Source organism: Dehalogenimonas formicexedens, from assembly GCF_001953175.1.
Lineage (GTDB): Bacteria > Chloroflexota > Dehalococcoidia > Dehalococcoidales > Dehalococcoidaceae > Dehalogenimonas > Dehalogenimonas formicexedens.
The window spans coordinates 2,021,142-2,044,770 of sequence record NZ_CP018258.1; the positions used below are offsets into that span (position 1 = coordinate 2,021,142).

25 protein-coding genes and 4 tRNA genes are annotated in these 23,629 nt (G+C 54.7%); 15 read left to right on the forward strand and 14 right to left on the reverse strand.

Annotated elements, in window-relative coordinates; genetic code table 11:
* Window positions 1-5: 5 nt before the first annotated feature.
* The 8 genes from Dform_RS10565 to Dform_RS10595 all read right to left on the reverse strand — a co-directional run bounded on the left by Dform_RS10565 (window position 6) and on the right by Dform_RS10595 (window position 3,277).
* Window positions 6-80, reverse strand: a tRNA-Cys gene (locus tag Dform_RS10565).
* A gap of 43 nt (window positions 81-123) precedes the next feature.
* Window positions 124-198: transfer RNA gene (locus Dform_RS10570), tRNA-Gly, on the reverse strand.
* A 33-nt stretch (window positions 199-231) separates the two neighbouring features.
* A tRNA-Leu gene (locus tag Dform_RS10575) sits at window positions 232-318 on the reverse strand.
* Window positions 319-321: 3 nt separating this feature from the next.
* Window positions 322-397 (reverse strand) — tRNA-Trp (locus Dform_RS10580).
* Window positions 398-591: 194 nt separating this feature from the next.
* The gene (locus tag Dform_RS10585) at window positions 592-1,227 is read right to left on the reverse strand and encodes a TetR/AcrR family transcriptional regulator (RefSeq protein WP_145925589.1); all 636 of its coding nucleotides are present in this window, start codon (window positions 1,225-1,227) and stop codon (window positions 592-594) included.
* Window positions 1,228-1,345: 118 nt separating this feature from the next.
* Entirely contained in the window at window positions 1,346-1,486 is a 141-nt protein-coding gene (locus tag Dform_RS11495) for a DUF5679 domain-containing protein (RefSeq protein WP_192846589.1), read from the reverse strand.
* Between the two features lie 120 nt (window positions 1,487-1,606).
* The gene (locus Dform_RS10590; protein ID WP_076004938.1) at window positions 1,607-2,212 is read right to left on the reverse strand and encodes a MarC family protein; all 606 of its coding nucleotides are present in this window, start codon (window positions 2,210-2,212) and stop codon (window positions 1,607-1,609) included.
* Window positions 2,213-2,332: 120 nt separating this feature from the next.
* The gene (locus Dform_RS10595) at window positions 2,333-3,277 is read right to left on the reverse strand and encodes a hypothetical protein (RefSeq protein WP_225973689.1); all 945 of its coding nucleotides are present in this window, start codon (window positions 3,275-3,277) and stop codon (window positions 2,333-2,335) included.
* 217 nt (window positions 3,278-3,494) lie between these two features.
* Here Dform_RS10595 and Dform_RS10600 point away from each other — a divergent pair, with 217 nt between their 5' ends.
* Complete coding sequence (locus Dform_RS10600) at window positions 3,495-3,899, forward strand: gamma-glutamylcyclotransferase family protein (RefSeq protein ID WP_076004939.1); 405 nt, start codon at window positions 3,495-3,497, stop codon at window positions 3,897-3,899.
* Between the two features lie 74 nt (window positions 3,900-3,973).
* On the opposite strand, the gene Dform_RS10605 is transcribed toward Dform_RS10600, so the two are convergent.
* The 3 genes from Dform_RS10605 to Dform_RS10615 form a co-directional block, all read right to left on the reverse strand.
* Entirely contained in the window at window positions 3,974-4,465 is a 492-nt protein-coding gene (locus tag Dform_RS10605) for a putative immunity protein (protein ID WP_076004940.1), read from the reverse strand.
* Window position 4,466: 1 nt separating this feature from the next.
* Window positions 4,467-5,078 carry a LysE family transporter gene (locus tag Dform_RS10610; RefSeq protein ID WP_076004941.1) on the reverse strand — a complete coding sequence of 204 codons (612 nt, stop codon included), beginning with the start codon at window positions 5,076-5,078 and terminating at the stop codon, window positions 4,467-4,469.
* 103 nt (window positions 5,079-5,181) lie between these two features.
* Complete coding sequence (locus Dform_RS10615) at window positions 5,182-5,673, reverse strand: YajQ family cyclic di-GMP-binding protein (protein ID WP_076004942.1); 492 nt, start codon at window positions 5,671-5,673, stop codon at window positions 5,182-5,184.
* Between the two features lie 91 nt (window positions 5,674-5,764).
* Here Dform_RS10615 and Dform_RS10620 point away from each other — a divergent pair, with 91 nt between their 5' ends.
* The 14 genes from Dform_RS10620 (at window position 5,765) to thpR (ending at window position 18,590) form a co-directional block, all read left to right on the forward strand.
* Entirely contained in the window at window positions 5,765-6,463 is a 699-nt protein-coding gene (locus Dform_RS10620) for an MBL fold metallo-hydrolase (protein ID WP_083635454.1), read from the forward strand.
* A gap of 95 nt (window positions 6,464-6,558) precedes the next feature.
* On the forward strand, window positions 6,559-7,764 hold the full coding sequence (locus tag Dform_RS10625; RefSeq protein WP_076004943.1) for a DNA double-strand break repair nuclease NurA: 1,206 nt from the start codon (window positions 6,559-6,561) through the stop codon (window positions 7,762-7,764).
* A 79-nt stretch (window positions 7,765-7,843) separates the two neighbouring features.
* Window positions 7,844-8,152 carry a hypothetical protein gene (locus tag Dform_RS10630; RefSeq protein ID WP_076004944.1) on the forward strand — a complete coding sequence of 103 codons (309 nt, stop codon included), beginning with the start codon at window positions 7,844-7,846 and terminating at the stop codon, window positions 8,150-8,152.
* A 40-nt stretch (window positions 8,153-8,192) separates the two neighbouring features.
* Window positions 8,193-8,786, forward strand: a complete 594-nt coding sequence (locus tag Dform_RS10635; protein WP_083635455.1) for a hypothetical protein — start codon at window positions 8,193-8,195, stop codon at window positions 8,784-8,786.
* Window positions 8,783-10,360: a helicase HerA domain-containing protein gene (locus Dform_RS10640; RefSeq protein ID WP_076004946.1), complete on the forward strand. Its 1,578-nt coding sequence runs from the start codon at window positions 8,783-8,785 to the stop codon at window positions 10,358-10,360. The genes Dform_RS10635 and Dform_RS10640 overlap by 4 nt, the downstream gene beginning before the upstream one ends.
* A gap of 214 nt (window positions 10,361-10,574) precedes the next feature.
* Window positions 10,575-11,213: a GNAT family N-acetyltransferase gene (locus Dform_RS10645; RefSeq protein ID WP_076004947.1), complete on the forward strand. Its 639-nt coding sequence runs from the start codon at window positions 10,575-10,577 to the stop codon at window positions 11,211-11,213.
* Complete coding sequence (locus tag Dform_RS10650) at window positions 11,210-12,022, forward strand: patatin-like phospholipase family protein (RefSeq protein WP_076004948.1); 813 nt, start codon at window positions 11,210-11,212, stop codon at window positions 12,020-12,022. The genes Dform_RS10645 and Dform_RS10650 overlap by 4 nt, the downstream gene beginning before the upstream one ends.
* A gap of 167 nt (window positions 12,023-12,189) precedes the next feature.
* The gene (locus tag Dform_RS10655; protein WP_225973690.1) at window positions 12,190-13,599 is read left to right on the forward strand and encodes a DHA2 family efflux MFS transporter permease subunit; all 1,410 of its coding nucleotides are present in this window, start codon (window positions 12,190-12,192) and stop codon (window positions 13,597-13,599) included.
* Between the two features lie 78 nt (window positions 13,600-13,677).
* Complete coding sequence (locus tag Dform_RS10660) at window positions 13,678-14,208, forward strand: PadR family transcriptional regulator (protein ID WP_083635456.1); 531 nt, start codon at window positions 13,678-13,680, stop codon at window positions 14,206-14,208.
* Between the two features lie 79 nt (window positions 14,209-14,287).
* Window positions 14,288-15,292: an ATP-binding cassette domain-containing protein gene (locus Dform_RS10665; protein ID WP_076004950.1), complete on the forward strand. Its 1,005-nt coding sequence runs from the start codon at window positions 14,288-14,290 to the stop codon at window positions 15,290-15,292.
* The gene (locus Dform_RS10670; protein WP_076004951.1) at window positions 15,292-16,083 is read left to right on the forward strand and encodes an ABC transporter permease; all 792 of its coding nucleotides are present in this window, start codon (window positions 15,292-15,294) and stop codon (window positions 16,081-16,083) included. The genes Dform_RS10665 and Dform_RS10670 overlap by 1 nt, the downstream gene beginning before the upstream one ends.
* Window positions 16,084-16,660: 577 nt before the next feature.
* Window positions 16,661-17,092 carry an SRPBCC family protein gene (locus Dform_RS10675; protein WP_076004952.1) on the forward strand — a complete coding sequence of 144 codons (432 nt, stop codon included), beginning with the start codon at window positions 16,661-16,663 and terminating at the stop codon, window positions 17,090-17,092.
* 48 nt (window positions 17,093-17,140) lie between these two features.
* On the forward strand, window positions 17,141-17,989 hold the full coding sequence (locus Dform_RS10680; protein WP_076004953.1) for an amidohydrolase family protein: 849 nt from the start codon (window positions 17,141-17,143) through the stop codon (window positions 17,987-17,989).
* Window positions 17,982-18,590, forward strand: a complete 609-nt coding sequence (thpR, locus tag Dform_RS10685) for an RNA 2',3'-cyclic phosphodiesterase (RefSeq protein ID WP_076004954.1) — start codon at window positions 17,982-17,984, stop codon at window positions 18,588-18,590. The genes Dform_RS10680 and thpR overlap by 8 nt, the downstream gene beginning before the upstream one ends.
* Before the next feature lie 31 nt (window positions 18,591-18,621).
* On the opposite strand, the gene Dform_RS10690 is transcribed toward thpR, so the two are convergent.
* The 3 genes from Dform_RS10690 to Dform_RS10700 are packed head-to-tail and all read right to left on the reverse strand — an operon-like array spanning window position 18,622 to window position 23,233.
* A complete protein-coding gene (locus Dform_RS10690) occupies window positions 18,622-19,281 on the reverse strand; it encodes a TIGR01906 family membrane protein (protein ID WP_076004955.1) in 660 nt (219 codons plus the stop codon).
* Window positions 19,282-19,320: 39 nt separating this feature from the next.
* Window positions 19,321-19,605: a putative signal transducing protein gene (locus Dform_RS10695; RefSeq protein ID WP_076004956.1), complete on the reverse strand. Its 285-nt coding sequence runs from the start codon at window positions 19,603-19,605 to the stop codon at window positions 19,321-19,323.
* Window positions 19,577-23,233 (reverse strand): DNA polymerase III subunit alpha, encoded by a 3,657-nt coding sequence (locus tag Dform_RS10700; RefSeq protein WP_076004957.1) that lies wholly within the window; start codon window positions 23,231-23,233, stop codon window positions 19,577-19,579. The genes Dform_RS10695 and Dform_RS10700 overlap by 29 nt, the downstream gene beginning before the upstream one ends.
* Window positions 23,234-23,629 lie beyond the last annotated feature (396 nt).

Below are 23,629 nucleotides of genomic sequence, written 5' to 3' on the forward strand. Positions count from 1 at the left end.
GGAGTTGGAGGCGACGACCGGATTCGAACCGGTGAATAGGGGTTTTGCAGACCCCCGCCTTGCCACTTGGCTACGTCGCCCTTTTCGCCTCGGACTCGGGGTATGTCCGCCTGATTATAAAAATGGAGCGGAAGACGAGACTCGAACTCGCGACATCCTCCTTGGCAAGGAGGCATTCTACCACTGAATTACTTCCGCCCGGTGAACCCGGATTTTACCACAAGTTTTTAATGGTGCCGAGAGGGAGATTTGAACTCCCACGAGCTCATCACTCACTAGCCCCTCAAGCTAGCGTGTCTACCATTCCACCATCTCGGCCGCTGGCAGGAGTGGAAGGATTCGAACCCTCGGCCAGTGGTTTTGGAGACCACCGCTCTACCAACTGAGCTACACTCCTACAAAAGTAGGCGCGGGTTAAAATGATACCGTATGCCATCCAAAGTTGTCAACGGGTATCGAATCTTGTTGAACTGCCCAGGGGTAGGAGAATGAAAACCTGAAGGTGCGGAATGATACTGGCGTTGATCGATCGAGTGCCATTCACCCCTGGCTTTTGGGAGCCGCGCAAGATATATAAAATGTTTCTTGGGGTTAATTGACCGGCGCGGCGATGCCGCCCAGGATATTATCCACCATCTGGTCAATGAAGGCTTCAGGTCGGGTTCGCTGGTGGAAGGCAACACCGCCGGCCCGAAGCAGTACGATAGCATAGGCAAGCATTCGCGCCGTCACGTCGGTGTTGTGGGCTTTAAGTTCTCCCGCTTTCACCCGTTCGTCCAGGTAGTTTTGGAAAAGTGAGATGCCTTCGTTCATAATGCCGCGCCAGATGCGGGGGACGATAGGGTGGCTCTGGGTTTCGTGAAAAAAGATGTTCATCAGGCTTTCTTTTTGCCCCAGGAGATCATAGAACTGGCGCCCGACGGCCTTGAGGACTTTGGCGGCCGCTTCATTGTGGAGCGTGGCGAGCAGGCTCTTGAGCTGGGGCAGAAAGCTGTGCCGTTCTACCACGGCTTCAAGCAGCTTGTCCTTGCTCTTGAAATAGTGGTACATCAGCCCCTGTGCCACCCCGGCCGCGGTAGCCAGTTCACGGACACTGGTCTTGTCGAAGCCTTTTCGGGCGAAAACCTCTAGCGCCGTGTCAATAAGTTGCAGACGGCGTTCTTCGGCTTTTTCGTCGCGCCAGGTAGACCGGCGTGCTTTTTCAGTTTTCACTGAATGTTCGTTCATCGGTTGGATTATATTAGCGGTCAGATGTGCTGTCAAGACTCATCTCGTTCAAATTGTTCTATTAAATACAAAGACCGGGCTCGGACGCCCGGTCTTAGAAAGCCAAGGGGTTATTGAACTAGGCTTTGCCGATCTTGAACATCTTGGTGCCGCAGACGGGGCAGACGCCCTGGGTGGCCGGCCGGCCGTTCTTCATGGTGATGGCCTTAGGATTCTTCATAACTCTCTTGGTGCGGCATTTCATGCAATAACCTTCCATAAATACCCTCCTTCGTAAATTTGAATTATACGATAGCCCAAGCTAATACGATTGTCAAGCGTTTGGAACCAAATATTTTTGTAGCTAAATAAAGCCGGGACTTTTGGGCGGTCACCCGGCTTACCCGGAGGGTGTCGGAAGGACGTTGATAAGTTCCAGTCCGCGTATGACCATGCTGACGGCAAGGGCTGCCAAAAGCAGGCTGAATACCCTTGAGATTGCCCGGAGACCACCACGGCCCATCAGCCGCATAAACATTCCGGCGGCGACGAAGGTCAACCAGGCGATGAAAATATTAATCGCAAAGGCCACGAACACCACGTAAATCGGGTATTGATTCGAGAGCAGAAGCAGGGTGGTGATCGTCGCCGGCCCGACGGTGAGAGGTGTGCCGATGGGGACTACGGCTACCATTTCCTCTTTGATGACCTCGACCATATGACCGGTAGTCATGTAGCGGATGGCGAATACCATGAGGATGATGCCGCCGGCGATAGCGAAGGCGCCGCCGCTGATGTTCATGGCTTTCAGGATAAAGCTGCCCAGGAACAGGAAGAACAAACCGACTGCGGCGGCGGTGATGGTCGCCAGGTTGATGATGCGCCAACGCTCTTCTTTAGTGGAATCCTCGGTCAGGGCGATGACGAAGGGCAGGTTGCCGATGGCGTCGATGACGATGAACAGGGGGACGAAGGTCAGCAGGAACTCGTGCCAGAAGTCGGACATCAGATCTCGCGGCCAGCCCTTTCAAAGCGGGATATTGTAGCCATTATAGGCACAAAACGGCTGAAAAGCTACATAATACTTCGATCCGGGAATGCCGCCGATATTCCGGCAGTGCCCGGATCAGATATCCCCGGTTCTGGAAAATTGAAATTTTGGATCTATGGTACCGCGATTTACATTGGTCAGGGGAAGGACGATCGTTTTCCCGGCTTTCCGGTTCAGATAGCTCTTGGTGTACTCGCTGGGGAAGGAATAGACGATCTGGACCCGGGGATGTTCCAGCCAGAAGACAAAAATCCCCACGGTTTGGGGTTTGGTCCCGAACGGCCCGATGATCATATTGGCAGAAGCCTTGAATTCTTCCCAGATGGACTCGAGGGTATTACGGATGTGATAGGGCGAATCCGCCGCCACCCGCCTGACTTCAACATTCGGCTGGGCGAGAAGGACGTCATTGTTTTTTTCGGCATAGCGTAAGTATTCTTCGTTCCCGTCGCGGGGCGCTGTCACCAGGCAGATCGTCCGGTTCGGATTGAACTGTTTCCACACCGAAAGCGATCTTTCAGCTTCGAAACCCAGGAACAATACCAGCACCGTCTCCTTTTCGACAGAGAAAGACCCGAAGAAATTTGCTACGGTAGTAATCTGGTGCACGCCCTGCGTCAATCGTGACGGCGCGTAGGTCTGGGTGGTGTGGACTATCCTCGGCAAGCCCATGTTCAATTCCGCCACCAGGTAGTGCAGCAATCCCAGCAGATAAACCTTGGAAAAACCGGAAATATCCACGGTGATGTAAGGATCCTCGGCGTCCTTAGGCCGGCACCTCTTCCAGATGGTTTTCAACTGCGCCACGCCCTCAACCGGGTCGTCTCGCTGGCAGCGGATGACGAACACGCCCTCCGACGTTTTGCGGGCCATCATCGTCTGAATTTTGGCGAGATTGAAGTCGATGGCTTCCTGGTAACGCGGCTCCTCGATAACAAAAATGATGGAGTAACGAACCGGTAGTTCGCGCTCATCCTCTGAATGGCCGATATGCACCGCTCTTCGAACGATGCGCAGCAAATAAGGAGATCGTCCGCGCCGTATTCGTTCAGCCGGCCCAGGCTCTCGATTACAATCGGTTCATCGGCAGCCCGCATACGGCTAACCACCCTCCCAGAAATCGACGCCAATATAAGACGCTCATAGCTAAAAGTCAAACCCAAAATGAAGGCAATGTTATGATGCCTAACCCCTGTCCAACCGGGATTTGCCGTTGGCGCTGTGCTATAATGCGCCCATGCCGCTATTCTTCGCCTATGGTGCCGCCCTGTCCCGGAAATACACTTTAGAACGCTGCCCCGAGTGCAAGCCCAGGGTTTCCGCCACCTTATCTGGCTATCAATTGATTTTCTCCGGCTGGTCGCGGGTCTTCCGCGGCGGGACCGCCTCCCTCAAACCCCTCCGCGGCGCCCGGGTTAAAGGCGGCGTTTACGACGTTCCCGATTCAGCCCTGAAGAAACTGGACATCGCCGAGGGATTCCCCACCCAGAACGCCAAACTCAACGTTTTGGTCAACACCGAAACCGGCGAATCTTTGTCTTGCTTTACCTACGTTCCGGCCCACCCCGCCGAAGAATCCAAACCCGCCCCGGAATACCTGGCTCTCCTCCAGCAGGGATACCGCGATTGGGGTTTGATCTAGACCATGGAGAAGGTTTTAGAAATCCTCCGCAAGAAAGCCGGCCAGAAGAAAGGCTGAAGGGCGGAACAGTATTTTCAGAAAATCCCGCTCTTGTCGATTTTTATGGTCACGCCCATCTTGGTGTTCGACACCATCACTCTTCTGACCAGCTCCTCCCGCAGGTTTTCCGATAAGTGTAGAGTCTCCCACTCCAATTCCCTCTTAACATCGACCTCGGCGTTAGCCGGATCGGTTGCGGCGATGGCCTTGAGTGCATAATAAGCCGCGCCGAAGGCGTGTTGCGGGACGTGTGCGGTCGCCACCGCCTGACCTGCCGCCCGAGCCGCATAGCGTGCTATGTCATTCGGCGCTTCTCTGGCAGCGGCGTGAGCTGAAAGAGATGCGTGCCGAATCACCGCCATACTGAAAACGCCGGTTCTCGCCCATTCCCGGCATTGCTCGATTGCTTTGCGAGGTCTGTCGTCGGTCGGCACTGCCTGTTCAAACAAGGGTAATACCCGTTCGGCGCAGTCCGCCGCCCAGGTGGCCAGTTCTTTCTGTTCCTCACGAGAGTACTTTTTGTACAAGTTAGATCACCGCCTGGATGCCGGACACCATGAACCACCCCCCGAACCCCACCAGCAGCAGCGAACACAGTATGAACACCGACTCCTGCAACGCCGGAGCCCACAGCCGGTGTGTCCGGAACACCACCGCCGACACAAAAGACATCCATATCAGGTCGGTCAGCCAGTGGGTCAGGATCAGCCCCCACAGCCCGCCTGCGCCGAATTCAGAGGCTTTTGATACCAGGAGAGCACCAACAGTCGCCCACCACAAAAGAAAGAACGGATTGCCCACCGAAAGGATGATCCCGGCGGTAAAGGCGCTGTAGGCCGTATCCTTCTGACTGGTGGCAATGGCTTTGCGGGCGCGGAACATTCCCACCCCCATCCACACCACCATGGCGCCTCCCGCGACACCCAATACGAACTGTACCGCGGTGTGGGCAAAGAATGCCGCCGCGCCGAAGTAGATGAGAATGATCAGGGGCACTTCGATGACGGCGTGGCCGAGCGAGGCCTGCACGCCCGCCCATTGTGACTTGCAACTTTTGACCAGCACCGTGGCAAAAACCGGACCGGGCATCAGGGCGCCGGAAAGCGAAATGACAAAGACCGAGGCGAGCAGAGCCAGCATAGACCGGCATTATAACACCATGCGAGCCCACGATTGTAGGGGCGAGCGGCTGCTCGCCCGCCCGGTCATATCGTAGCTGCGGCTGATTGCTGAGACCTGACAGCTATCTCTTCAAGTTCACGAACTGCAGCGGGATGTCGTAATCCTGGGCTTTGAGCTGCCGCATAACTTCTTGCAGGTCGTCTATCTGCTTGCTGGTGATTCTCAACTGGTCTTCCTGAATCGCCGGCTCAACCTTCAGTTTCAGGGATTTAATGAACTTCACCATTTTTTGAGCGGTCTCTTTTTGAATGCCCTCTTTGATCTTCACGTCCATCTCGGCGCCGCCCTGGGCGGTGGCTTCCATTTTGCCGAAATCGAGGCACTTGGGATCTAGGCCGAACCTCACCACGTGACCGATAAGTATTTCGGTCATCGCCTTGACCTTCACATCGTCTCCGCTTTGCAGATGGATGGTTTTTTCTTTCCGGTTCATGGAGATCTCGGATTTGATGTTACGGAAATCGTACCTGGTTGTGATATCCCGTTTCACGTTGTTGATCGCATTGTCGAGCGCCTGAACGTCCACCGCGCTGACCACGTCCATTGATGGCATTTCGTCTGCCTCCTTCCGAAATTGCCCACCATTTTATCACGAACCCAAAACTTTGTTCCTGCCATTGTTTACCGTAGCACCGGGGATTATCATGTTGTATACAGGAAGGTACCACATCGAAGTTATACCTGGCGTTCACTGGGTTCGCAGCGTAGTTGGTTGCAACTGTTGGCTGGTCGTCGAGCCGGGGAATTCTATTGTCATTGACACCGGTTTGCCCGGTAACGCCCGCCGCATCGTCAACTACGCCAAACAACTCGGCGTCTCCGCAATTAGCCATATTATTCTTACCCACGCCGATATCGACCATGCGGGCAGTGCCTCTGAACTTAAATCCCTCACCGGGGCTAAGATCGCTGTCCACACCATCGAGGCGCACTATATGACCACTCGAACGGAGCTTCCCTTTCCCTTCTGCTGGGTCTCCCGGCTGATCCCGCGTTTGAGCCGTTTTGCCCGCTTCACGCCCGACATCTTGCTGGATGAATCCGACAGTGTCGGTGGTCTCCGGGTCGTCCATACCCCTGGACACACGCCGGGTAGCATCTGTCTCTTGAAAAAGGGAGAAAGCATCTTCACAGGCGACGCCCTGCGCACCCATGCCCGAGACAAATTGCTGACTCCCTCCCGCCCGACCGCCATGGACATGCCTCGGGCGATGGATTCGATGAAGAAAATTGCCGCTTTGGATTTCACTTCCCTTTTTGGCGGTCATGGCCCGCCGGTTATCAGCAAGGCTTCAGCCAAGCTGCGCGATATTGTGGCTAATCTTCCCTGCTGTCAGGTTTAAGCTGAAAGCTGAGGGCTGACAGCCGTTAGCAAAAACCTTGAGACCGTCGCCTTCATAAACTATACTAAGCTTGAACTGCGGAAGAGAGGTCACGCTTGTCGCTGGACATCACCAGGGTCGCCGGTCAGATAGGCGCCATGGCCGAAAAGTTGGCCGAAAGCGGCTCACAGCGCCGGGTCCGCCTCGAGGCGGCTGCCGGGCGTCTTGAAAGTGCCGTGGATACCGCTTCACTCCTTGACAAGGTCCGCCGTTCCAAAACCGGTTTCCTGTTGGCCGCCCCTTTGACACCCCTTGACGAAAGGGTATTGCCAACACCTCCCCCCGCCACTTATTCCGTTGTCGCCGCCGATGGCTCCCACATAGACATAGACCGCCATCATGCCGCTGCCTGCAGCCTGATCAACATCGGGGAAGTGCGTTTGGACTATGGGGAAGGCTCGGGTGCGGCCCTCGATAGCCAACCCCGCCTTTTGTTCGACGATGCCGAAATGTTCATCCGTGATCCGGCGGGAAATCGTGAAACGCCGCTCCAGGGTGCGTTATTGGGCATCAAGCGCGATGTCGAGGAATGCTCCGCCCTCCTTGCCCTCTCGGCCTCGTTGCCATCTGACCGTCCGGCTCTTGCGCTCGCCGACGGTACCCTCATCCGCTGGAACCTGACTACCCAGAACTATGATGCCTATGTCCTCCGCGAGTTGCTCGATGAGGGTTACCTGAAATGCCTCTCGGCTTTCAAACGGTTATGCGCCGAGCGCCCGCTGGCGGTTGCCAGCTACATCTCACAGCCTGGCGGCAACGAGGTGGTCAATACCCTGCGCCTGACCCTTTGCCCTCATGAACCGGCGAATTGCGATCGTTATTGCGGAGAATTGAGGCCTGGCGAGCGGCCCTGCGATCCCGTATCCGGGGTATCGGATGCCGCCCTTTTCGATCGTTATCTGGGAATCTGCGAACGTTCGGCCATTTTTGAAAGCACCTCCAAGGTCATCGGCCAGTATTACGGCGAGCACCGCATCTGTTTCTTCTACCTTAAACTCGAGGACGAGATGGCTAGAGTGGAGCTGCCTATCTGGTTGGCGACCGATAAAGAGCGGGTTCGTCTCATCCACACCCTTGTCCTTGAACAGGTGAAAAAGGGCAACGGCTACCCAGTAGCCTTGTCCGAGGCCCACGAACAGGCGGTTGTAACGGGAGCCGACCGTGAATTATTCTACGAAGTCGTTGACACCTACCTTGCGGATCATGGTCTACCGACCGCCCTTTCGGCTAAGAGTTTCTCCAAACAAGCGAGGTGGATATAGTTGGTGCGGCATGTAGGGGCGACGCGTGCGTCGCCCAACAATGTTGCAAGGGGCACCGTTGCTCCCGAAAGGAGTCCAGATGATGCGTGAACTCGATAAAGCCAGGGTGCTGGCCGTCGCCCGCGAAGTTTCAGCCAAACGCGGCTTCCTCACCTATTCCGACTTCAACGATTACCTGCGTGAACTCATCATCAAGAAAAGACTCCAGCCGATTCACGGCGGCCGTGCCCAGTGGACTTTGAAAAAGATGCTCGTCGATACCTCGAATCCCGCCGAAGACCGGTACGTTTATTCCCGCGCTGGTTCCAAAGTCCTTTTCTACCCTGCGGCCATCATGGACAATAATCCGTTCCTGAAACCGGTCACCAGGCAAGGCAAATTGGAATAAATTCGATTTTCATCGTATTAAGGAGTCAAAATTGCCTAACATGGACATAAAAATCGCTGAAGTCATTGAGACTTCATCGACTTCTTTCACCGCGCAATGTTACGACCTGAACGCCTCGCCGCCCCTGGGGTCTCTCATCAAGACCAACTTCGACGGCGTGACTATTTATGCAGCTGTCGGCCACGTTTCCACTACCTCGCTGGAACCAGGGCGCCGGCCTGTTGCCCGTGGAAAAGATGAGGCGACCGAGGAGGCCGTTTTCAAGGCCAACCCTCAGCTTGAAAAACTCCTGCGTTGCGAGGTGAACGCCATCATCGTGGGGCATCGGTTGGACGGCGAAATCCGCCACTACCTCCCGCCCCGTCCTGCCCGCCTCCACGGGTTCGTCTTGAACTGCGACGACGCCGAGGTCAGAAACTTTTCGCAAAAAACCGGCTTTATCACTCTCCTGCTATCCGCACAGGGGGATGTTTCGCCGGAGGAGATGACTTCAGCGGTACTCCGCAGGATAGCCGGGAGCTATGAGGGCGATGAGCGCCGGAATTTCCTGTTGACCTCCGGCAAGGCTCTGGCGCAGCTTTTGTCAGCTGATTACAATCGCCTCAAGACCATCCTTGAAAGGTTGTCCGCATGACCGAAAAACTGGGCATTGTCACCGCCGGTTCTCTCAACAAAGGCATCGAGGTCAAACTCGATGGCCTCGCCTCTATCGAGGACATGGCCGTCGGCCGCTATGTCACCATCGAAGGCAGGAAACGCAAATTTTTCGGCATGATCACCGACGTTTCGCTGGGCGTCACAGACTTGAACCTGACCGTTTCGCCGCCCTCTGGGGATGATTTCCTGTCGGAAGTCCTGTCCGGTACCTCGGCTTACGGCTCCCTCCACGTCGCTCCGTACCTGACCATCGGCGGCGACGAAAAGGCTATCGTCGAGGGCGCGCAGCCGGTTAAAACGATCCCGAGCCACTTCTCGGTGGTAAAGGAAGCTTCCGCCGACGATATCGAGTCGGTATTCGGCAAGGAAAGCAAAGATAATTTCTGGATCGGCAACCCCCTGGACATGGAGGTGAAACTGTGTCTTGACCTGCCGACCCTGGTCAAGCGCAGCAACGGCATCTTTGGCAAGAGCGGCACCGGCAAAACCTTCCTCACCCGGATGTTGCTCATAGGGATGCTTCAAAAATCAGCGGCGGTCAATCTGGTTTTCGACATGCACTCGGAGTACGGCTGGGCCGGCACCAGCGAGAAAAAACGCCAGGTCAAGGCTCTGAAGCAGCTTTTCCCATCGAAGGTAGCCGTGTTCACCCTGGATGAGGAAAACTCCCGGCGCCGCGGCGTCTCTACCGACTATGTCGTCAAAATCGGCTATGAAGAGATCGAACCGGAGGATATCTCTCTTTTGCGCCAGACCTTGAACCTTACCGACGCCGCCGTGGAAGCCGTGTACCAGCTGCGGAAGCATTTCGGCAAAAGCTGGTTTGTCGCCGCCGCCAACCTGGAGGATGAAGAGACCCTGGCCGAGCTGTCCATCCACGAGAGCACTTTCCAGAACCTGAAGCGAGGACTGAACACCATCCAGCGGCTTCCGTTCATTTCGTCGAACGCCCCCGGCGACGTCGTCGACCGCATCCTCGCTTACCTCGAAGCCGGCAAGCACGTTGTCCTTGAATTCGGCCGGTACACGGATATTACCGCGTATATCCTGGTGGCGAACATGCTGACCCGCCGAATTTATGCCCGCTATCGCGACCGGACGGAGAAGGCCATCGCCTCTGATTCCGGTTATCCCACACCACTGGTGATCACTATCGAAGAAGCGCACAAGTTCCTGAACCCGATGGTCGCCAGCCAGACTATTTTCGGCACCATCGCCCGCGAGATGCGGAAATATTCCGTGACCTTGCTCATAATCGACCAGCGTCCTTCGGGTATCGATGAAGACATCATGTCCCAGCTCGGCACCAAGATTACCTGCCTGCTCGATTCCGAGAAGGACATCGACGCCGTGCTTTCGGGTGTCTCCGGAAAAGGCGAGCTAAAAAACGTCCTGGCCAAGCTGTCGGCCCGCCAGCAGGCGCTTATTTTCGGTCACGCCGTGCCCATGCCGGTAGCCTTCGTGCCGCGGGAATACGGGACAACCTACGGTGATTGGGGAGAAACTGCCGCCAAAGTAACAACCGACGAAATTGAAGACCTGTGGAAATGATCCGTCGTTGCGAGGAGTGAAACGACGAAGCAATCCGCGGTTGGTTCTAATGAGATCTTCCCCTTTCTAAAAGGGGGACTAAGGGGGATTTTCGTTAATCCCCTCTCCCGCGGCCTCGCGGGAGAGGGTAGGGTGAGGGCAGCAACATCTTGAACTAGATTGTTCGTTCCATCCAATCTTCTCCGTCTTTAAAGAGGGGGATAAAGGGGGATAAATGCAGCCTCAAGAAGTCCACAATCTTGGTTTTGACGATGCCGAAATATGCGGCCAGAGCGTCAAGTTGCGTCCTTTGTCCGAAGCCGACGCAGCCCCCGCCTGGGAACTCATCCACGACAACCGCGAGATCCTGAAATGGCTTTTGTGGGATGGCCCGTCAGACCAGGCTGAACTGGCCGAAACTTGGCGGGAGCGCTGGCCGGAGGAAATGCGCCTGGGGCGGAGTTATCATTTTGCCATCGAGCCGCTGGAAGAACCCGGCTTCGCGGGTGTGATCACCATCAAATTGCCTTATTATCCTGACTCGGTGGAACTTGGCTATTGGCTGGGATTGCCCTACTGGAACCGCGGCTACATGACCGAAGCCATCGGTCTGGCCTGCTGTTTCGCCTTCACCTGCCTCGATGCCGTCAGGGTATCCTCGACGGTTTTTGCCGATAATTTTGCCAGCCGGCGGGCTCTTGAAAAGAACGGCTTTGTCACCGACGGCCGGCTGCGACGGGACGTTTTCAAATTCGGCCAGTGGCAGGACACCTTCTTCATGACCCTGCTCGCCGAGGAGTGGCTTGAATCTCATGTCGAGCCGTGCTCGGTCCGGCTGGTGCCCCACGTCGAACCCCCCGGGACTGCCGCATGAAACTTGGATTAGCCCTTTCCGGAGGGGCGGCCAGGGGATTGGCACACGTCGGCGTGATCGACGTGCTCGAACGTGAGAATGTCCGGATCGATTGCGTGGCCGGGACCAGCATGGGAGCCATCATCGGCGCGGCCTACGCCCGGGGGCTCACCGCGTCCCAGATCCGGGACCACGCCCTTGATTTAAGCTGGCCTAAACTTGTCCGGCTGTTTGAATTCAATCCCCTGAGAACCAGCGGGTTCACCGGGACACGACGTGTGCGCGAAAAACTCACGGAAATAATCGGAGATCTGGATTTCTCGGAGCTGAGTCGGCCTTTCGCCTGCGTTGCCACCGACATCATTTCCGGCGATGAAGTCGTATTCACCAAAGGTTCCGTTGTGGATGCGGTGCTCGCCAGCATGGCGCTGCCTCTGGTCTTCAAGGTGCTGCGGGTTGGCCGGCGCTACCTCGTGGACGGAGGTGTATCGGATCCTTTGCCGGTGAATCCCTTGAAGGCGATCGGCGCCGATCGTGTGATTGCCGTGAACGTCTTAAAAAATCTCGGCATCTCTTTGCCTGACCGGGGCCGCCGGTCCGCGCTGCCTAAACATCCGCCGAATTTTTTTCAGGTAGCCAACCAGGTGATCTATATCGCCTCGGCTCATCTGGCGGAAGCCGGCCTGGCGCAGGCTGACGTAGCCATCGAACCGGATATGGCCGGAATTCACCTGGCGGATTTCGGAATGGCTTCTGAGGCTATCCAGCGGGGCCAGGCAGCCGCCGAAGCCGCCGTCCCCTCGATACGAACATTGCTTTCTTCGATCTGAATGCCTCGCCAACCGTGGCGACGGTCCCCTTATTTTTCAATGTGACCCATCGGTATTGCCCCGCGTCAAAATTACGTATGGTTACTAATTGCGCACGCGCACCGGCGGGGTAAAAATGGTTCGATAGTGGATGAGACGCCAAAATCGTCGGCAGACAGGAACCATTGTTGAAGATCCAGTATAAGTGGCTGGTCGCCATCGCCTTTGTCGCCGGTTTTTTCATGGACCTCATGGACATCACCATCGTCAATGTCGCGTTGCCGACACTGGCCAAAGAGCTTAATGCGTCCCAAACAACCCTCGAATGGGTCGTGACCGGATATCTCCTGAGTCTTGCCATCTGGATACCCGCTTCAGGCTGGATCGGCGATAAATTCGGTACCAAAAAAACCTTCCTGTTCGCCCTGGCAGTGTTCACTCTGGGCTCCGCTCTCAGCAGTATGGCTGGAAATATTCAGATGCTGGTGGCCTCGCGCGTCATTCAAGGGGTGGGTGGCGGAATGATGACCCCTGTGGGTGTGGCGATGCTTTTTAGGGCTTTTCCACCGGAAGAAAGGGCAGCGGCTTCTTCGATCCTGTCGATACCGGCTGCCGCCGCCCCGGCCATCGGTCCGGTTCTCGGCGGATTCCTGGTTGATTTCACCACCTGGCGATGGATATTCCTGGTCAATGTGCCTATCGGTATCTTTGCCTTCCTGTTCGCCTGGAAAGTCCTCAAGGAACACAAGGAAGAAAACGCTGGGAAATTCGATATCACGGGCTTTTTGTTGGCCGGTGTCGGCCTGGCGTTTTTACTTTATGCCCTGTCCTCGGTGCCGGTTTACGGGCCCGGATCGGTAAGGATCATCGTCACCGGAATTCTCGGCGCCGGACTGTTGACCGCGGCGCTGCTGGTTGAATCCAGGATAAAAGACCCCATACTGCATTTTTCACTTTACAAAGAGAGATTATTTCGGACGACTAACCTGGTGATGTTTTTCGCCTTCGCCCTGTGGATCGGGTTCTTGTTCGTATTACCGCTCTTTTTACAATTGCAATTAGGCCACACCGCGTTTGAGTCCGGACTGACTTCGGGGCCCCAGGCGCTGGGATGGATCGCCATGGCCGCCGTTGCCAGCAGGCTCTACAAGAAGATCGGACCCAGGCGGATGGTGATGTTCGGGCTTCTGGGCACCACCATCATGACCTTTGGATTCATTTTCATGAACACCGGCGTTGATTTGTGGACGGTCAGGGGTGCCTTATTCTTGAGAGGCGCGTCGATGGCTTTTGCCGTGATTCCCATCCAGGCCGCCGCTTTTGCCAACATCTCGGGCGCGGAAACAGGCAGGGCTTCGTCGATTTTCAATACCAACCGTCAGGTTGCCTCATCGTTTGGCACCGCGCTTCTCGGCACGGTACTTTTTGAGATGCTCAAGGGAACAACGAGTACCGCCGGTCAACTTTTGGCTTATCATGTCTCGTTTATCGTCGCCGCCGCCATGGGCGTCATCGCCATCATCTTTGCTTCGACCATCCATGATGAAGACGCCGCAGAATCGATGAAGGCTTCGACCCCGGGCCCGCCCGCTCATTAAACTCGGTGAATGTCCCTTGACACATTATCGTCGATATATTACGATATATCGCGTTATATCTGGAATAAGGAGAAGAACATGTTGCATCATCATCTGGGTTTTATGGGAATGAGGCGCGGTGATTGGGGTTTTGGACCCGGCCGCGCGCCTGAAGGCACTTTCGAAAGAGGCGCCCTCAAACTCGTTATCCTGGATTTGTTGAAAGACAAACCCGCTCACGGTTATGAACTGATCAAGGCCCTCGAGGATCGCTCTCACGGCTTTTACACCCCCTCCGCCGGAAGCATCTATCCCATCCTGCAACTCCTGACCGATATGGGTTTCCTGGTCGCCAGCGAATCCGAAGGCAAAAAGACCTACACCATCACCGATGCCGGTCGCGAACACCTGCGCCAGAACAAGGAGCAGATTGATCATCTCCGGGAATTCGCCCGCCACCATTGGCCTTTTGAAAGCAAAGCCCATTTGAAGGAAACGCTGGTCGAACTTCACAGCCTCGGGCACTACTTTCGCGGCCGGGTTCGCAACTTGACCGACGACCAATTGGCCAGGATCCACGACGTGGTTTCCAAAGCTTCAGCTGATATACGGAAAATTGTCGAGGGTTAATGTTGAGCAAAGGATGCCCGTGCGCGAAAAGGGTTTATGTTGGCGAAAACGAACATAAAGAGGCATAATATCTTCCGCTATGTCTGAAAACACGAACAGCGAAAATGTCATCGAGGTCAAGGACCTCACTCGCAAATTCAAGACCCTGACGGCTGTCGATAACATCTCTTTCGATGTAAAAAAGGGTGAAGTATTTGGTTTTCTGGGACCAAACGGCGCTGGAAAAACCACGACCATTAACATGCTCTGCACCCTCCTCCGGCCTACCTCCGGCAAGGCTACCGTCGCCGGTTACGACGTGGATTCTCAAATGGACCTGGTGCGGGCTTCGATCGGTCTGGTTTTCCAGGATACTACTCTCGACGATTACATGACCGCGGAGCAAAACCTGCGTTTCCATGCCCTGGCCTACGGCGTCCCGCCTGAGGTTCGTGACACTCGGCTTAAATCGTTGATGGAAATGGTCGAGCTTTGGCCGCGCCGCAAAGACCGCACCCGCACCTATTCCGGCGGCATGAGACGGCGGCTGGAGATCGCTCGCGGCTTGTTGCATCAACCCAAAGTCCTTTTCCTCGACGAGCCGACTATCGGTTTGGATCCCCAGACCCGCAATAAGATCTGGGGCTATATTCACGAACTTCGCAAGCAGATCGGGCTGACCATCTTCATGACTACCCATTACATGGACGAGGCTGACCTCAACTGCGATCGTATCGGCATCATCGACCACGGCAAGATTATCGCTCTTGATACTCCTACATGCCTCAAGGATGCCGTAGGCGGCGATGTCATCACCCTCAGGACGACAGACAACGCGGCTGCCCTGGAAGAGATTCGCCGGCGTTACAATATCGAGGCCCTCGCCAAGAACGATCAGGTCACCTTTTCGGTTCAAGGCGGCGAAACCTTCCTGCCGGAGTTTGTGAAGAATTTTTCAGGCCAGATCCAGGGCATATCGCTGCGCCGGCCGACGCTTGATGACGTTTTCCTGAAGTACACCGGCCGTGAGATCCGGTCGGAGGAGATGAGCCCGATGGACGCCATGAAAGCCAGGCATACCGCCTGGATGGGGAGGCGCCGCTGATGAAGCACATGCTCCGGGCCATCGTCGTTACCTCCTACCGCGAACTGGTGCGTTTTTACCAGGATGGTACGCGGGTCTTCTCGTCTTTCGCCATGCCCATACTCTTCCTTTTCGTTTTCGGTTCCGGCTTTTCCAGGACCATCGGTGCTTTGTTGCCGGGAGTCGATTTCCTGCAGTTCATGTTCCCGGGCATCGTCGCCCTGATCGCCTTCCAGACTTCGCTTCAAAGCGGCTTATCTATCGTCTGGGACCGGGAGTTCGGGTTTCTGAAGGAAGTGCTGGTGGCTCCCTTGCCGCGCCCCGGCATCGTTTTCGGCAAAGCGTTGGGTACCGCCATCATTTCCCTTTTCCAGGGTCTGGTGATGCTGGTCCTGGCGCCCGTGGTCGGGGTGAACCTGCATTTCGGTGCCGTACTGGAACTCATGCCGGTGTTACTCCTGATCTCCCTTTCGATTTCCGGCCTGGGCCTGTTGATTGCCTCACGGATGAGGAGCATGTCGGGCTTCCAGATGGCCACGCAACTCGTCGTTTTCCCTTCGATGTTCGCTTCGGGCGCCTTTTTCCCTTTGAACAACGTCCCTGCCTGGCTCGGTGCCCTGGCCAAGATCAACCCGCTCACCTATGGGGTAGACGCCGTGCGGCATTTGTTCCTTGGAAGCGAGGCGGCCGGCGCGCTGGGTGTTCAACTTTTCGGGCGCAGCCTCAATTTCACTGATGATCTTATTGTCATCGCAGCCATCGGCCTCGTTTTCATGACCACCGCCGCGCTCACCTTCGGCAAACGAGACTAACTCGAAACTAGATCACGATCCCTCAGGGGGCGGTATGAAACCGCCCCTTCTTTTTTCAATATCACGAAACCTTCAGAACGTTGTTTTCTAAACCATCGCATGACATAACAAAATAATTTACCAAAAACGTCACGAGACGCTTGACAATCTCAAGGAACACTCGTGCTATAATATGCGCCGTGAATGTTAGCACACCTGTACATCTAAGGGGCAGGATTTCGATCTCGGCTGCCGGCGATTGGATTAGGATTCGTTATGGTTCCTTTTTAAAAACGAATCTTACGATTGTCCCAAAGCTGATTTTCGGGGATTCGTTTGGCAATAAAAACTTTTCGAAAAAAACGAAAAACGAATCGGCTCCGACTTTTTGTCATTCCCGCGCTCGCCCCGTACGAGTCGGGGAAGGCGGGAATCCAGGGGGTTGAGGGATCAGCAAATGCCCCGGGGAATTGTTTCCTTTGTTTTCGCGGCGGCCGCCCGAAAAGCAAAATACGCGAGACATGCGACTCGGAACTCTGTACGAATCACCGAGTCGTTTCAGTCGTTTTTGCGGGTAGAAAGATGAAAACACAATCAGATGTCTAATGACCGCTCGATCACAGTAACCATAACCATCCATGCGCCCGTCACAAGAGTCTGGCAGGCCCTGGTCGACCCGGAACTCATCAAGGAGTATATGGGTGGCGCGGTAGTCCTCACCGACTGGAAACCGGGCGTGACGATTTTTTGGGAGGGCCTGTGGCAAGGCCAACCCTATAGAGACAAAGGGCAGGTTATCATTTTCGAGCCTAACTGCCGGATTAAGTACACCCATTACTCCCCGGCAACCGGACTTCCAGACCAGCCGGAAAACTACCACATACTCACCTATTCACTGTCCGATCGCGGTAAGGACACCGACTTGGTACTTCTGAACGAGAATATAACTACCGAAGCCGAACAGAAATATCTCGAATCAGGCTGGAAAGTGATGCTCGAGGAACTGAAACGAGTCTCTGAGCACAGTTGACGGGCAATATATGTTGCGGTGACTCAGCCTGATTGTTACAATCGAAACGTGATCATAGACTTCCACACCCACATCTTTTCGCCCAAGATCATCTCTGGCCGAGGTCACTACGTTGCCGCGGACCCTGTCTTCGCCTGTCTATATTCCAATCCGAAAGCCAAACTTGGCACGGCGGAAGAGTTGATTTCAGAGATGGATGCGTGCGGTGTCGATAAATCAGTCGTCCTGAACATCGGCTGGTCTTCCCACGACCTGTGTGTCGAGTCCAATGACTATATCCTCGAATCCGCCGCCAAATACCCTGGCAGACTGATTCCTTTCATCGCCATCCAACCTTTAGCCGGCCAAAACGCCATCTCCGAAATCGAAAGAGGCGCTCGATCCGGAGCCAGAGGCATCGGCGAACTACGGCCTGATGTCCAGGGAGTTGATCTGGATGAAACGGCAATCATGTCGCCGTTCGTGGAATCGCTCGTCTCGAACAATCTGATTTTACTCTCTCATGTCGATGAGCCTGTGGGACACACTTACCCTGGCAAAGGAAAGGCTACTCCCGCTTCTTTTTATTCTTTCATCAAGGATTATCCGGATCTGAAACTCGTTCTGGCCCACTGGGGCGGCGGAATGCCTTTTTATTCCCTGATGCCCGAGGTTCACCGCGCTCTGAAAAATGTGTGGTTCGATAGCGCCGCCTCACCTCTCCTGTATCAACCTTCGGTCTACCGGCATGTTGCTGAGTTGTCAGGGGTAGACAAGATTCTTTATGGTTCCGACTGGCCCCTCTTGAGCCCGCAGCGGGGTTTAGCAGAAGTTAGATCACTCGGTCTGCCTGAAAATTCGTTAGACAAGATCATCGGCGGCAACGCGGTTTCAGTGTTGGGACTTGGAAATGACTGAACAAGTTCGGCTGATTCGATCGTTTATCGCGATAGAGCTCCCCCAGGAGGCGAAGGACGCATTGGCCGAACTACAGCGAAAGCTGAACGTGCAACCCTCAGACGGCATCAAGTGGGTAGCCCCTGAAAGCATCCATCTGACGCTCAAATTCCTGGGCTGGGTACCCGCCGACCGTATCGAGCAAATCAAAAGAGCCCTCTCTGAATCCGTGACTGGATTCAAGACCTTTGAACTCCGTCTTTCGGGTTTAGGCGCATTCCCCAATCTTCGGCGCCTGAACGTCGTCTGGTGTGGACTTGCTGGTGATTTGTCCCATCTTAACGCCCTTCAACAATCGGTCGAAAGGCGCGTCTCTCCATTAGGATATCCGACGGAGAACCGCCTGTTCTCTCCACATTTGACTCTTGCCCGTTTACGCGATGAAGTTGCCTTGGAATCCAAACAGAAACTTGCTGCCAAACTCGTTGGGACCAAGTTTGAACCAGATATTCCAATCCCTGTCGATTCGGTTAACCTGATGCAGAGCACGCTGTTGCCCACAGGCGCAATCTATAACAGCCTCGGGAGCTTTGTTCTTAATAACAATTGCGATCAGTTATAAGACATGAGTTTATTGGTTCGGTAATCGAACGTTAACCGTTTATTTTGAGATTCCGCCAGGTGAATAAGGTCAATCCGGCGGCAATCAGACCGATCAGCCCGGCGATGAAGATCGAAGCGTCCTGCCAGAATCCGGCCGGAAAGAGCATGATCAGATAGTCTTTGGAAGGGTCGAGCAGCCAGAAATCGTTGGCAAAACTAAGCTGATGAAATCGGGTAAAAAATGCGTCGAAATTGGAAGCGGCGACAGCGGTCACCAGGATCAGCCCTGCCAATGTAATCGCTCCTCCCCAAAATGCCGGCGCGGTTAACAGTCTCGGCCTCTTTCGAAACACAATGAAGCCGGTGACAGCCGCTCCACAGAGCATAGTAACAATAAAAATGTTGTAATCGAGTGTGACCAGGCTTTTAACATCCTTGAGGTGCAAAATCTCACGTTCGTTGAACAGTCGGAACGGACTGCCGTTCTTTTGAACCGTAATATTGATGAATTCTTCATCTGAATTGAAATAGCTGACGAGCCCGCGAGCGGCTTTCGTCAGCTCGCTGTCTGACAGGCCGGTCGTTTGCGTCACGTCATATCGATGAAAACCGTATTCGTATAGAGGCAAGAAATTAAAGGCAAAGGCAACAACACCGCTTACTATCAAAAGCGGGATGATAACGGTAACAGCCCATCTAATAATTTTCATTGGATTAGCGCCTTGAACTCGCTGATGGATTAAAATTGCTTACTCTCCGGATCCGGCCTCGTCACTGCTTGAGGGTTCTGATGCCTGGTCGACAATTTTGACGTCGGCCAGGATAGATTTCGCCTCTTCCAAACGTTCCTTCGGAACCATGACGTTCACCGGCAGTATCGCCGCGGCGATCAGAAAAGTGGCAGCATCGATCGGCTTGAGATAAGCGTCGATACCGGCGTCGGAGAGGATATCCCGCCATAAGGTAGCGGTAAACTCGTTGGGCGCCAGTCCCGCGCTCACCCATTCAATGCCCGTTGTTTTCGAATCTGGCACACCCTTTTCCTAGTATCGATTCAACCTCTTCCATCAGAGCGTCGTTACAGGATATTTTAACCTGCGGCAGGCGCAAGTGGTACATCTTGTCAGGACAGGCAATCTGAAGACTTAAGCCGTCCGGCCCCGGGTAGGCTGCAATAACTTCCATGAGGCGATTGAAAAGCACAAGGTCGGTTTCCACGTTATCGGTTTGAGTCAGGTTGATGAACATGCGGCGGGACATTTCGTGTGGCGTTTCCCTTTCTTTAACTTTGGTTTGCATGGCAGGCGACGTAGAAGTCTCTACTAGGGATTCGGGAGCTGGTGAAGTTTTTGCCAGCGGCTTTGGAACTGCTGTCGGCCTTGCCGGAAAATCCGCTCGGCTTTGTTTTTGAAATTTGGGATTTGGCGGTTTAACCCTGACCACCTGCCCGGCTTCCACAATCTCGGTTTCAATGTTCGGTTGGTAAATTTGCACAGCATCGGCGTGGATTGACCCACGGTCGCCCCGAAAAGAAACTTTCCCTTCGACCAGCAGGATTTTGCCCTCCTGCCAGAATTCCTTGGTTTGATTGTAAAGTCTTGGCCAGGCAACCACCTCGGTGCGACCGTTCAAATCTTCGAGTTCAACGGTCGCGAAGGTATTGCCATCGCGGGTCTGTGATGTCCGCGATGATGCTACCATGCCGGCTACGGTAACCAGTTGGCCGTCGAGTTCCTCTGAAATCTCTCCGCAAAGAGCCGTGGTATCCTTACCAATGCTGGGAACAAACTGGCAGAAGGGGTGCGCCGAGACATAAACCCCGAGTAGTTCTTTTTCCCAGCCCAGTTGTTCTTTCTGTGGCACGGACATCGTTTCTAGCTCGAGCGGGGCTGAGGGGACTTCGGCGACCCCGCCGAAGAGGTCGAACAATGTTCCCTGTCCAGATTGACGTATGCGGAGTTCCCTGGCGGCATAATCAAGCAGCCGGCCAACATTATGCAATAGTGTGCCCCGATCACCCAACGAATCGAAAGCTCCTGCTTTTACCAGGCTTTCTAGCACTCGGCGGTTCAGAGCCGAGGCATCAGCGCGTCGGCAGAAATCCTCGATCGAACGGTACGGTCCATTCATATGCCGCTCTTCGACCAGCGGCGCCACAGCCTGCTCACCAACGTTTTTAACCGTCGCCAACCCGAATCGAATGGCCGAACCTTTGTCATTCTCCTCAATGGTGAAATTAACCTCGGAGGCATTGATGTCGGGAGGCAGCAATTCGATGCCGAGGCGGCGGACTTCCGCAGCAGCAATCGCCACTTTCTCGGCATCGTTGCGCTGGGTTGCCATAAATGCGGCCATGTACTCCACTGGGTAATTGGCCTTGAGGTAGGCGGTTTGATAAGCGATAAGTGCGTAAGACACGGCATGAGCTTTATTGAAAGCATAACCCGCGAAGGGCTCGATGAGGCCGAAAATCTCTTCCGCAATCTCTTCTGTGTAGCCATTGTTTACAGCGCCAGCGATGAAGTTTTTCTTTTGTTTCTGCATCACTTCGGCGTTTTTCTTGCCCATCGCTTTCCGGAGGATGTCGGCCTGGCCTAAGGAGAAACCGGAGAAGGCGCGAGCAATGAAAAGCACCTGCTCCTGGTAGACGATGACGCCATAAGTCTCGCGGAGGATCGGCTCAAGGGCAGGATGAGGGTAAGTGATCGGTTCCTCTCCATGCTTGCTCCGGATGAACCTGGGAATCTGCTCCATTGGGCCCGGGCGGTAGAGGGCGACCATGGCGGCGATATCGGTAAAATGGGTCGGCTTCAAATCTCTGATGTAGCGCCGCATGCCTACGCCTTCAAGCTGGAACACCCCCATTGTTTCGCCGGCCGAAAGCAAGGCGAAGGTCTTCTTGTCGTCGAGCGGGATCTTGTGGACGTCCAGCGGTACACCTGTGCGCTCCCGGATGATGTCCTGCGCCCTCGATAAAATGGTCAGGTTAGCCAAACCCAGGAAATCCATCTTGAGCAAACCGATGAGCGCGATATCTTCCATGGTGTACTGGGTCATCACCAGCTCCACCTTACCGCCCGCGGCGCTGTCTCGGTTCAATCGCTGCAAGGGTGAATGCAGCATCAGGGTTTCTTTCGATATGACAACTCCGGCGGCATGGGTACTGGCGTGGCGTGATAATCCCGAAACCTGTTGGGCGGTAGAGACCAATCGCTGCACGGTCCCGTCATTGGCCACCGCTTCTCGAAGTTCGGCATTAGTTTCAAGGGCTGTCTCGAGGGTCATATGGGGACCAAAAGGCACGAGCCGCGCAACTCGATCGACATCCGGAAGGTTCATTCCAAGTGCTCGTCCGACATCGCGGATAGCGGCTCGAGCACCGAGAGTGCCGAAGGTTATTATCTGGGCGACATGGTCGATGCCGTATTTTCCAGAGACGTATTCGATGACTTCTTCCCTGCGGTCATCCTGGAAGTCCATGTCGATATCGGGCATTTCCTTGCGTTCGATATTCAGGAAGCGCTCGAATACCAATGAATACTCCAGCGGATCTACCTCGGTAATACCCAGGCAGCGCAAAACGATTGAGGCAGCGGCAGAGCCGCGGACACCATAATAAATACCGCGCTCCTTGACGAAACGGATGATGTCCCAAACGACCAGGAAGTAGTCGGCGAATTGCGTCTTATCGATGACATCAAGTTCGTAAGCCAGCCGGTCTTTAACCGCTTCAGATGGATTTTTGTAATAGTTCGGCAAGGCTTTTTGACACAGGTCGGTCAAGTACTGGAAGGATGTCATGCCTTCGGGCCGTTCAATCTGAGGCAGGTGTAGACGCCCGAACTCCAAAGTCAGGTCGCAAGCATCGGCAATCTTGTTGGTGTTAGCAAGGGCTTCAGGCAGGTCTCGGTAAAGCTCAGCCATCTCGGCTTCAGTTTTCAGGTAGAAAGAATCCGCTTGCATCTTCATCCGCGAAGTGTCCTGGACTGTCGTCTGTGTGCCTATGCAGAGGAGCAGATCATGGATGGTAGCATCTTCCTTGCGGGGATAGTGCACATCACCAGTAGCAACCAGCGGGATATTCAACTCCTTCGATAGCCGGACAAGAGCGGCATTGATCCGGTCGAATTCCGGCATCGGATGGCGCTGGATCTCAAAGTAAAACTCACCGTTGAAATTGTCGCGGTACCATATCGCCGATTTCCTCGCGTCGTCGAGACGGTTTTCAAGGATAAGGCGCGGCACTTCGCCGGAGGGGCAGGCGGATAATGCGATGAGTCCGTCGTGGTACTTCGCCAATATCTCTTTATCGACGCGTGGCTTGTAATAGTAGCCCTCGGTGTTGGCGATGGATACCAGCTGTAAAAGGTTCTGGTAGCCGGTCTTGTTCTTGGCCAAGAGCACCAGGTGGCGATGGTTCTTATCAGCAGCGGCCTTATCGAGGCGCGAGCCCGGCGCAACATAGACCTCGCAGCCGATGATGGGTTTAATGCCCTGCGCCTTGCATTCTTTGTAGAACTTGAGGGAGCCGTACATGTTGCCATGGTCGGTGATGGCAAGCGCGGTCATGCCCAGGTCTTTAGCCCGGGACACGATGTCCTTGATGCGGCACATGCCGTCAAGTAGGCTGAATTCTGTATGAACGTGGAGGTGTGTAAACATCGAAAAATCCGGGGTTCATTATACCATCGGGGGAGGTAATCCGTCCCGCCAAAAGCCGTCAGCTATCAGGTTTCTGTTCTGAGCAATCCTAAAGTTATATCTTTCCGCGGCATAAAAACGACTGAAACGACTCTTGCGACGATACTACCAATCCCCCAACCACTGGATTCCCGCCTTCCCCGACTCGTACGGGCGAGCGCCGAAATGATAAATGACGGAGCCGATTCGTTTTTCGTTATTTTTCGAAAAGTTTTTATTCGAAACGAATCCCCAAAATTCAGCTTTGGCGCAATCGTAAGATTTGTTTTCAATTAACGCACCATAACGAACCCTAAACCAATCGCTGGCAGCCGAGATTCCCGGGGGAGCCTGGGAATAACATTTGGGGCGCGCCGG

Coding starts and splice junctions, on each gene's coding strand:
- Dform_RS10585 (WP_145925589.1), bottom strand. CDS start 1,227: ATGAACGAACATTCAGTGAAAACTGAAAAAGCACGCCGGTCTACCTGG.
- Dform_RS11495 (WP_192846589.1), bottom strand. CDS start 1,486: ATGGAAGGTTATTGCATGAAATGCCGCACCAAGAGAGTTATGAAGAAT.
- Dform_RS10590 (WP_076004938.1), bottom strand. CDS start 2,212: ATGTCCGACTTCTGGCACGAGTTCCTGCTGACCTTCGTCCCCCTGTTC.
- Dform_RS10600 (WP_076004939.1), top strand. CDS start 3,495: ATGCCGCTATTCTTCGCCTATGGTGCCGCCCTGTCCCGGAAATACACT.
- Dform_RS10610 (WP_076004941.1), bottom strand. CDS start 5,078: ATGCTGGCTCTGCTCGCCTCGGTCTTTGTCATTTCGCTTTCCGGCGCC.
- Dform_RS10615 (WP_076004942.1), bottom strand. CDS start 5,673: ATGCCATCAATGGACGTGGTCAGCGCGGTGGACGTTCAGGCGCTCGAC.
- Dform_RS10620 (WP_083635454.1), top strand. CDS start 5,765: ATGTTGTATACAGGAAGGTACCACATCGAAGTTATACCTGGCGTTCAC.
- Dform_RS10630 (WP_076004944.1), top strand. CDS start 7,844: ATGATGCGTGAACTCGATAAAGCCAGGGTGCTGGCCGTCGCCCGCGAA.
- Dform_RS10635 (WP_083635455.1), top strand. CDS start 8,193: ATGGACATAAAAATCGCTGAAGTCATTGAGACTTCATCGACTTCTTTC.
- Dform_RS10640 (WP_076004946.1), top strand. CDS start 8,783: ATGACCGAAAAACTGGGCATTGTCACCGCCGGTTCTCTCAACAAAGGC.
- Dform_RS10645 (WP_076004947.1), top strand. CDS start 10,575: ATGCAGCCTCAAGAAGTCCACAATCTTGGTTTTGACGATGCCGAAATA.
- Dform_RS10650 (WP_076004948.1), top strand. CDS start 11,210: ATGAAACTTGGATTAGCCCTTTCCGGAGGGGCGGCCAGGGGATTGGCA.
- Dform_RS10660 (WP_083635456.1), top strand. CDS start 13,678: ATGTTGCATCATCATCTGGGTTTTATGGGAATGAGGCGCGGTGATTGG.
- Dform_RS10665 (WP_076004950.1), top strand. CDS start 14,288: ATGTCTGAAAACACGAACAGCGAAAATGTCATCGAGGTCAAGGACCTC.
- Dform_RS10670 (WP_076004951.1), top strand. CDS start 15,292: ATGAAGCACATGCTCCGGGCCATCGTCGTTACCTCCTACCGCGAACTG.
- Dform_RS10675 (WP_076004952.1), top strand. CDS start 16,661: ATGTCTAATGACCGCTCGATCACAGTAACCATAACCATCCATGCGCCC.
- thpR (WP_076004954.1), top strand. CDS start 17,982: ATGACTGAACAAGTTCGGCTGATTCGATCGTTTATCGCGATAGAGCTC.
- Dform_RS10690 (WP_076004955.1), bottom strand. CDS start 19,281: ATGAAAATTATTAGATGGGCTGTTACCGTTATCATCCCGCTTTTGATA.
- Dform_RS10700 (WP_076004957.1), bottom strand. CDS start 23,233: ATGTTTACACACCTCCACGTTCATACAGAATTCAGCCTACTTGACGGC.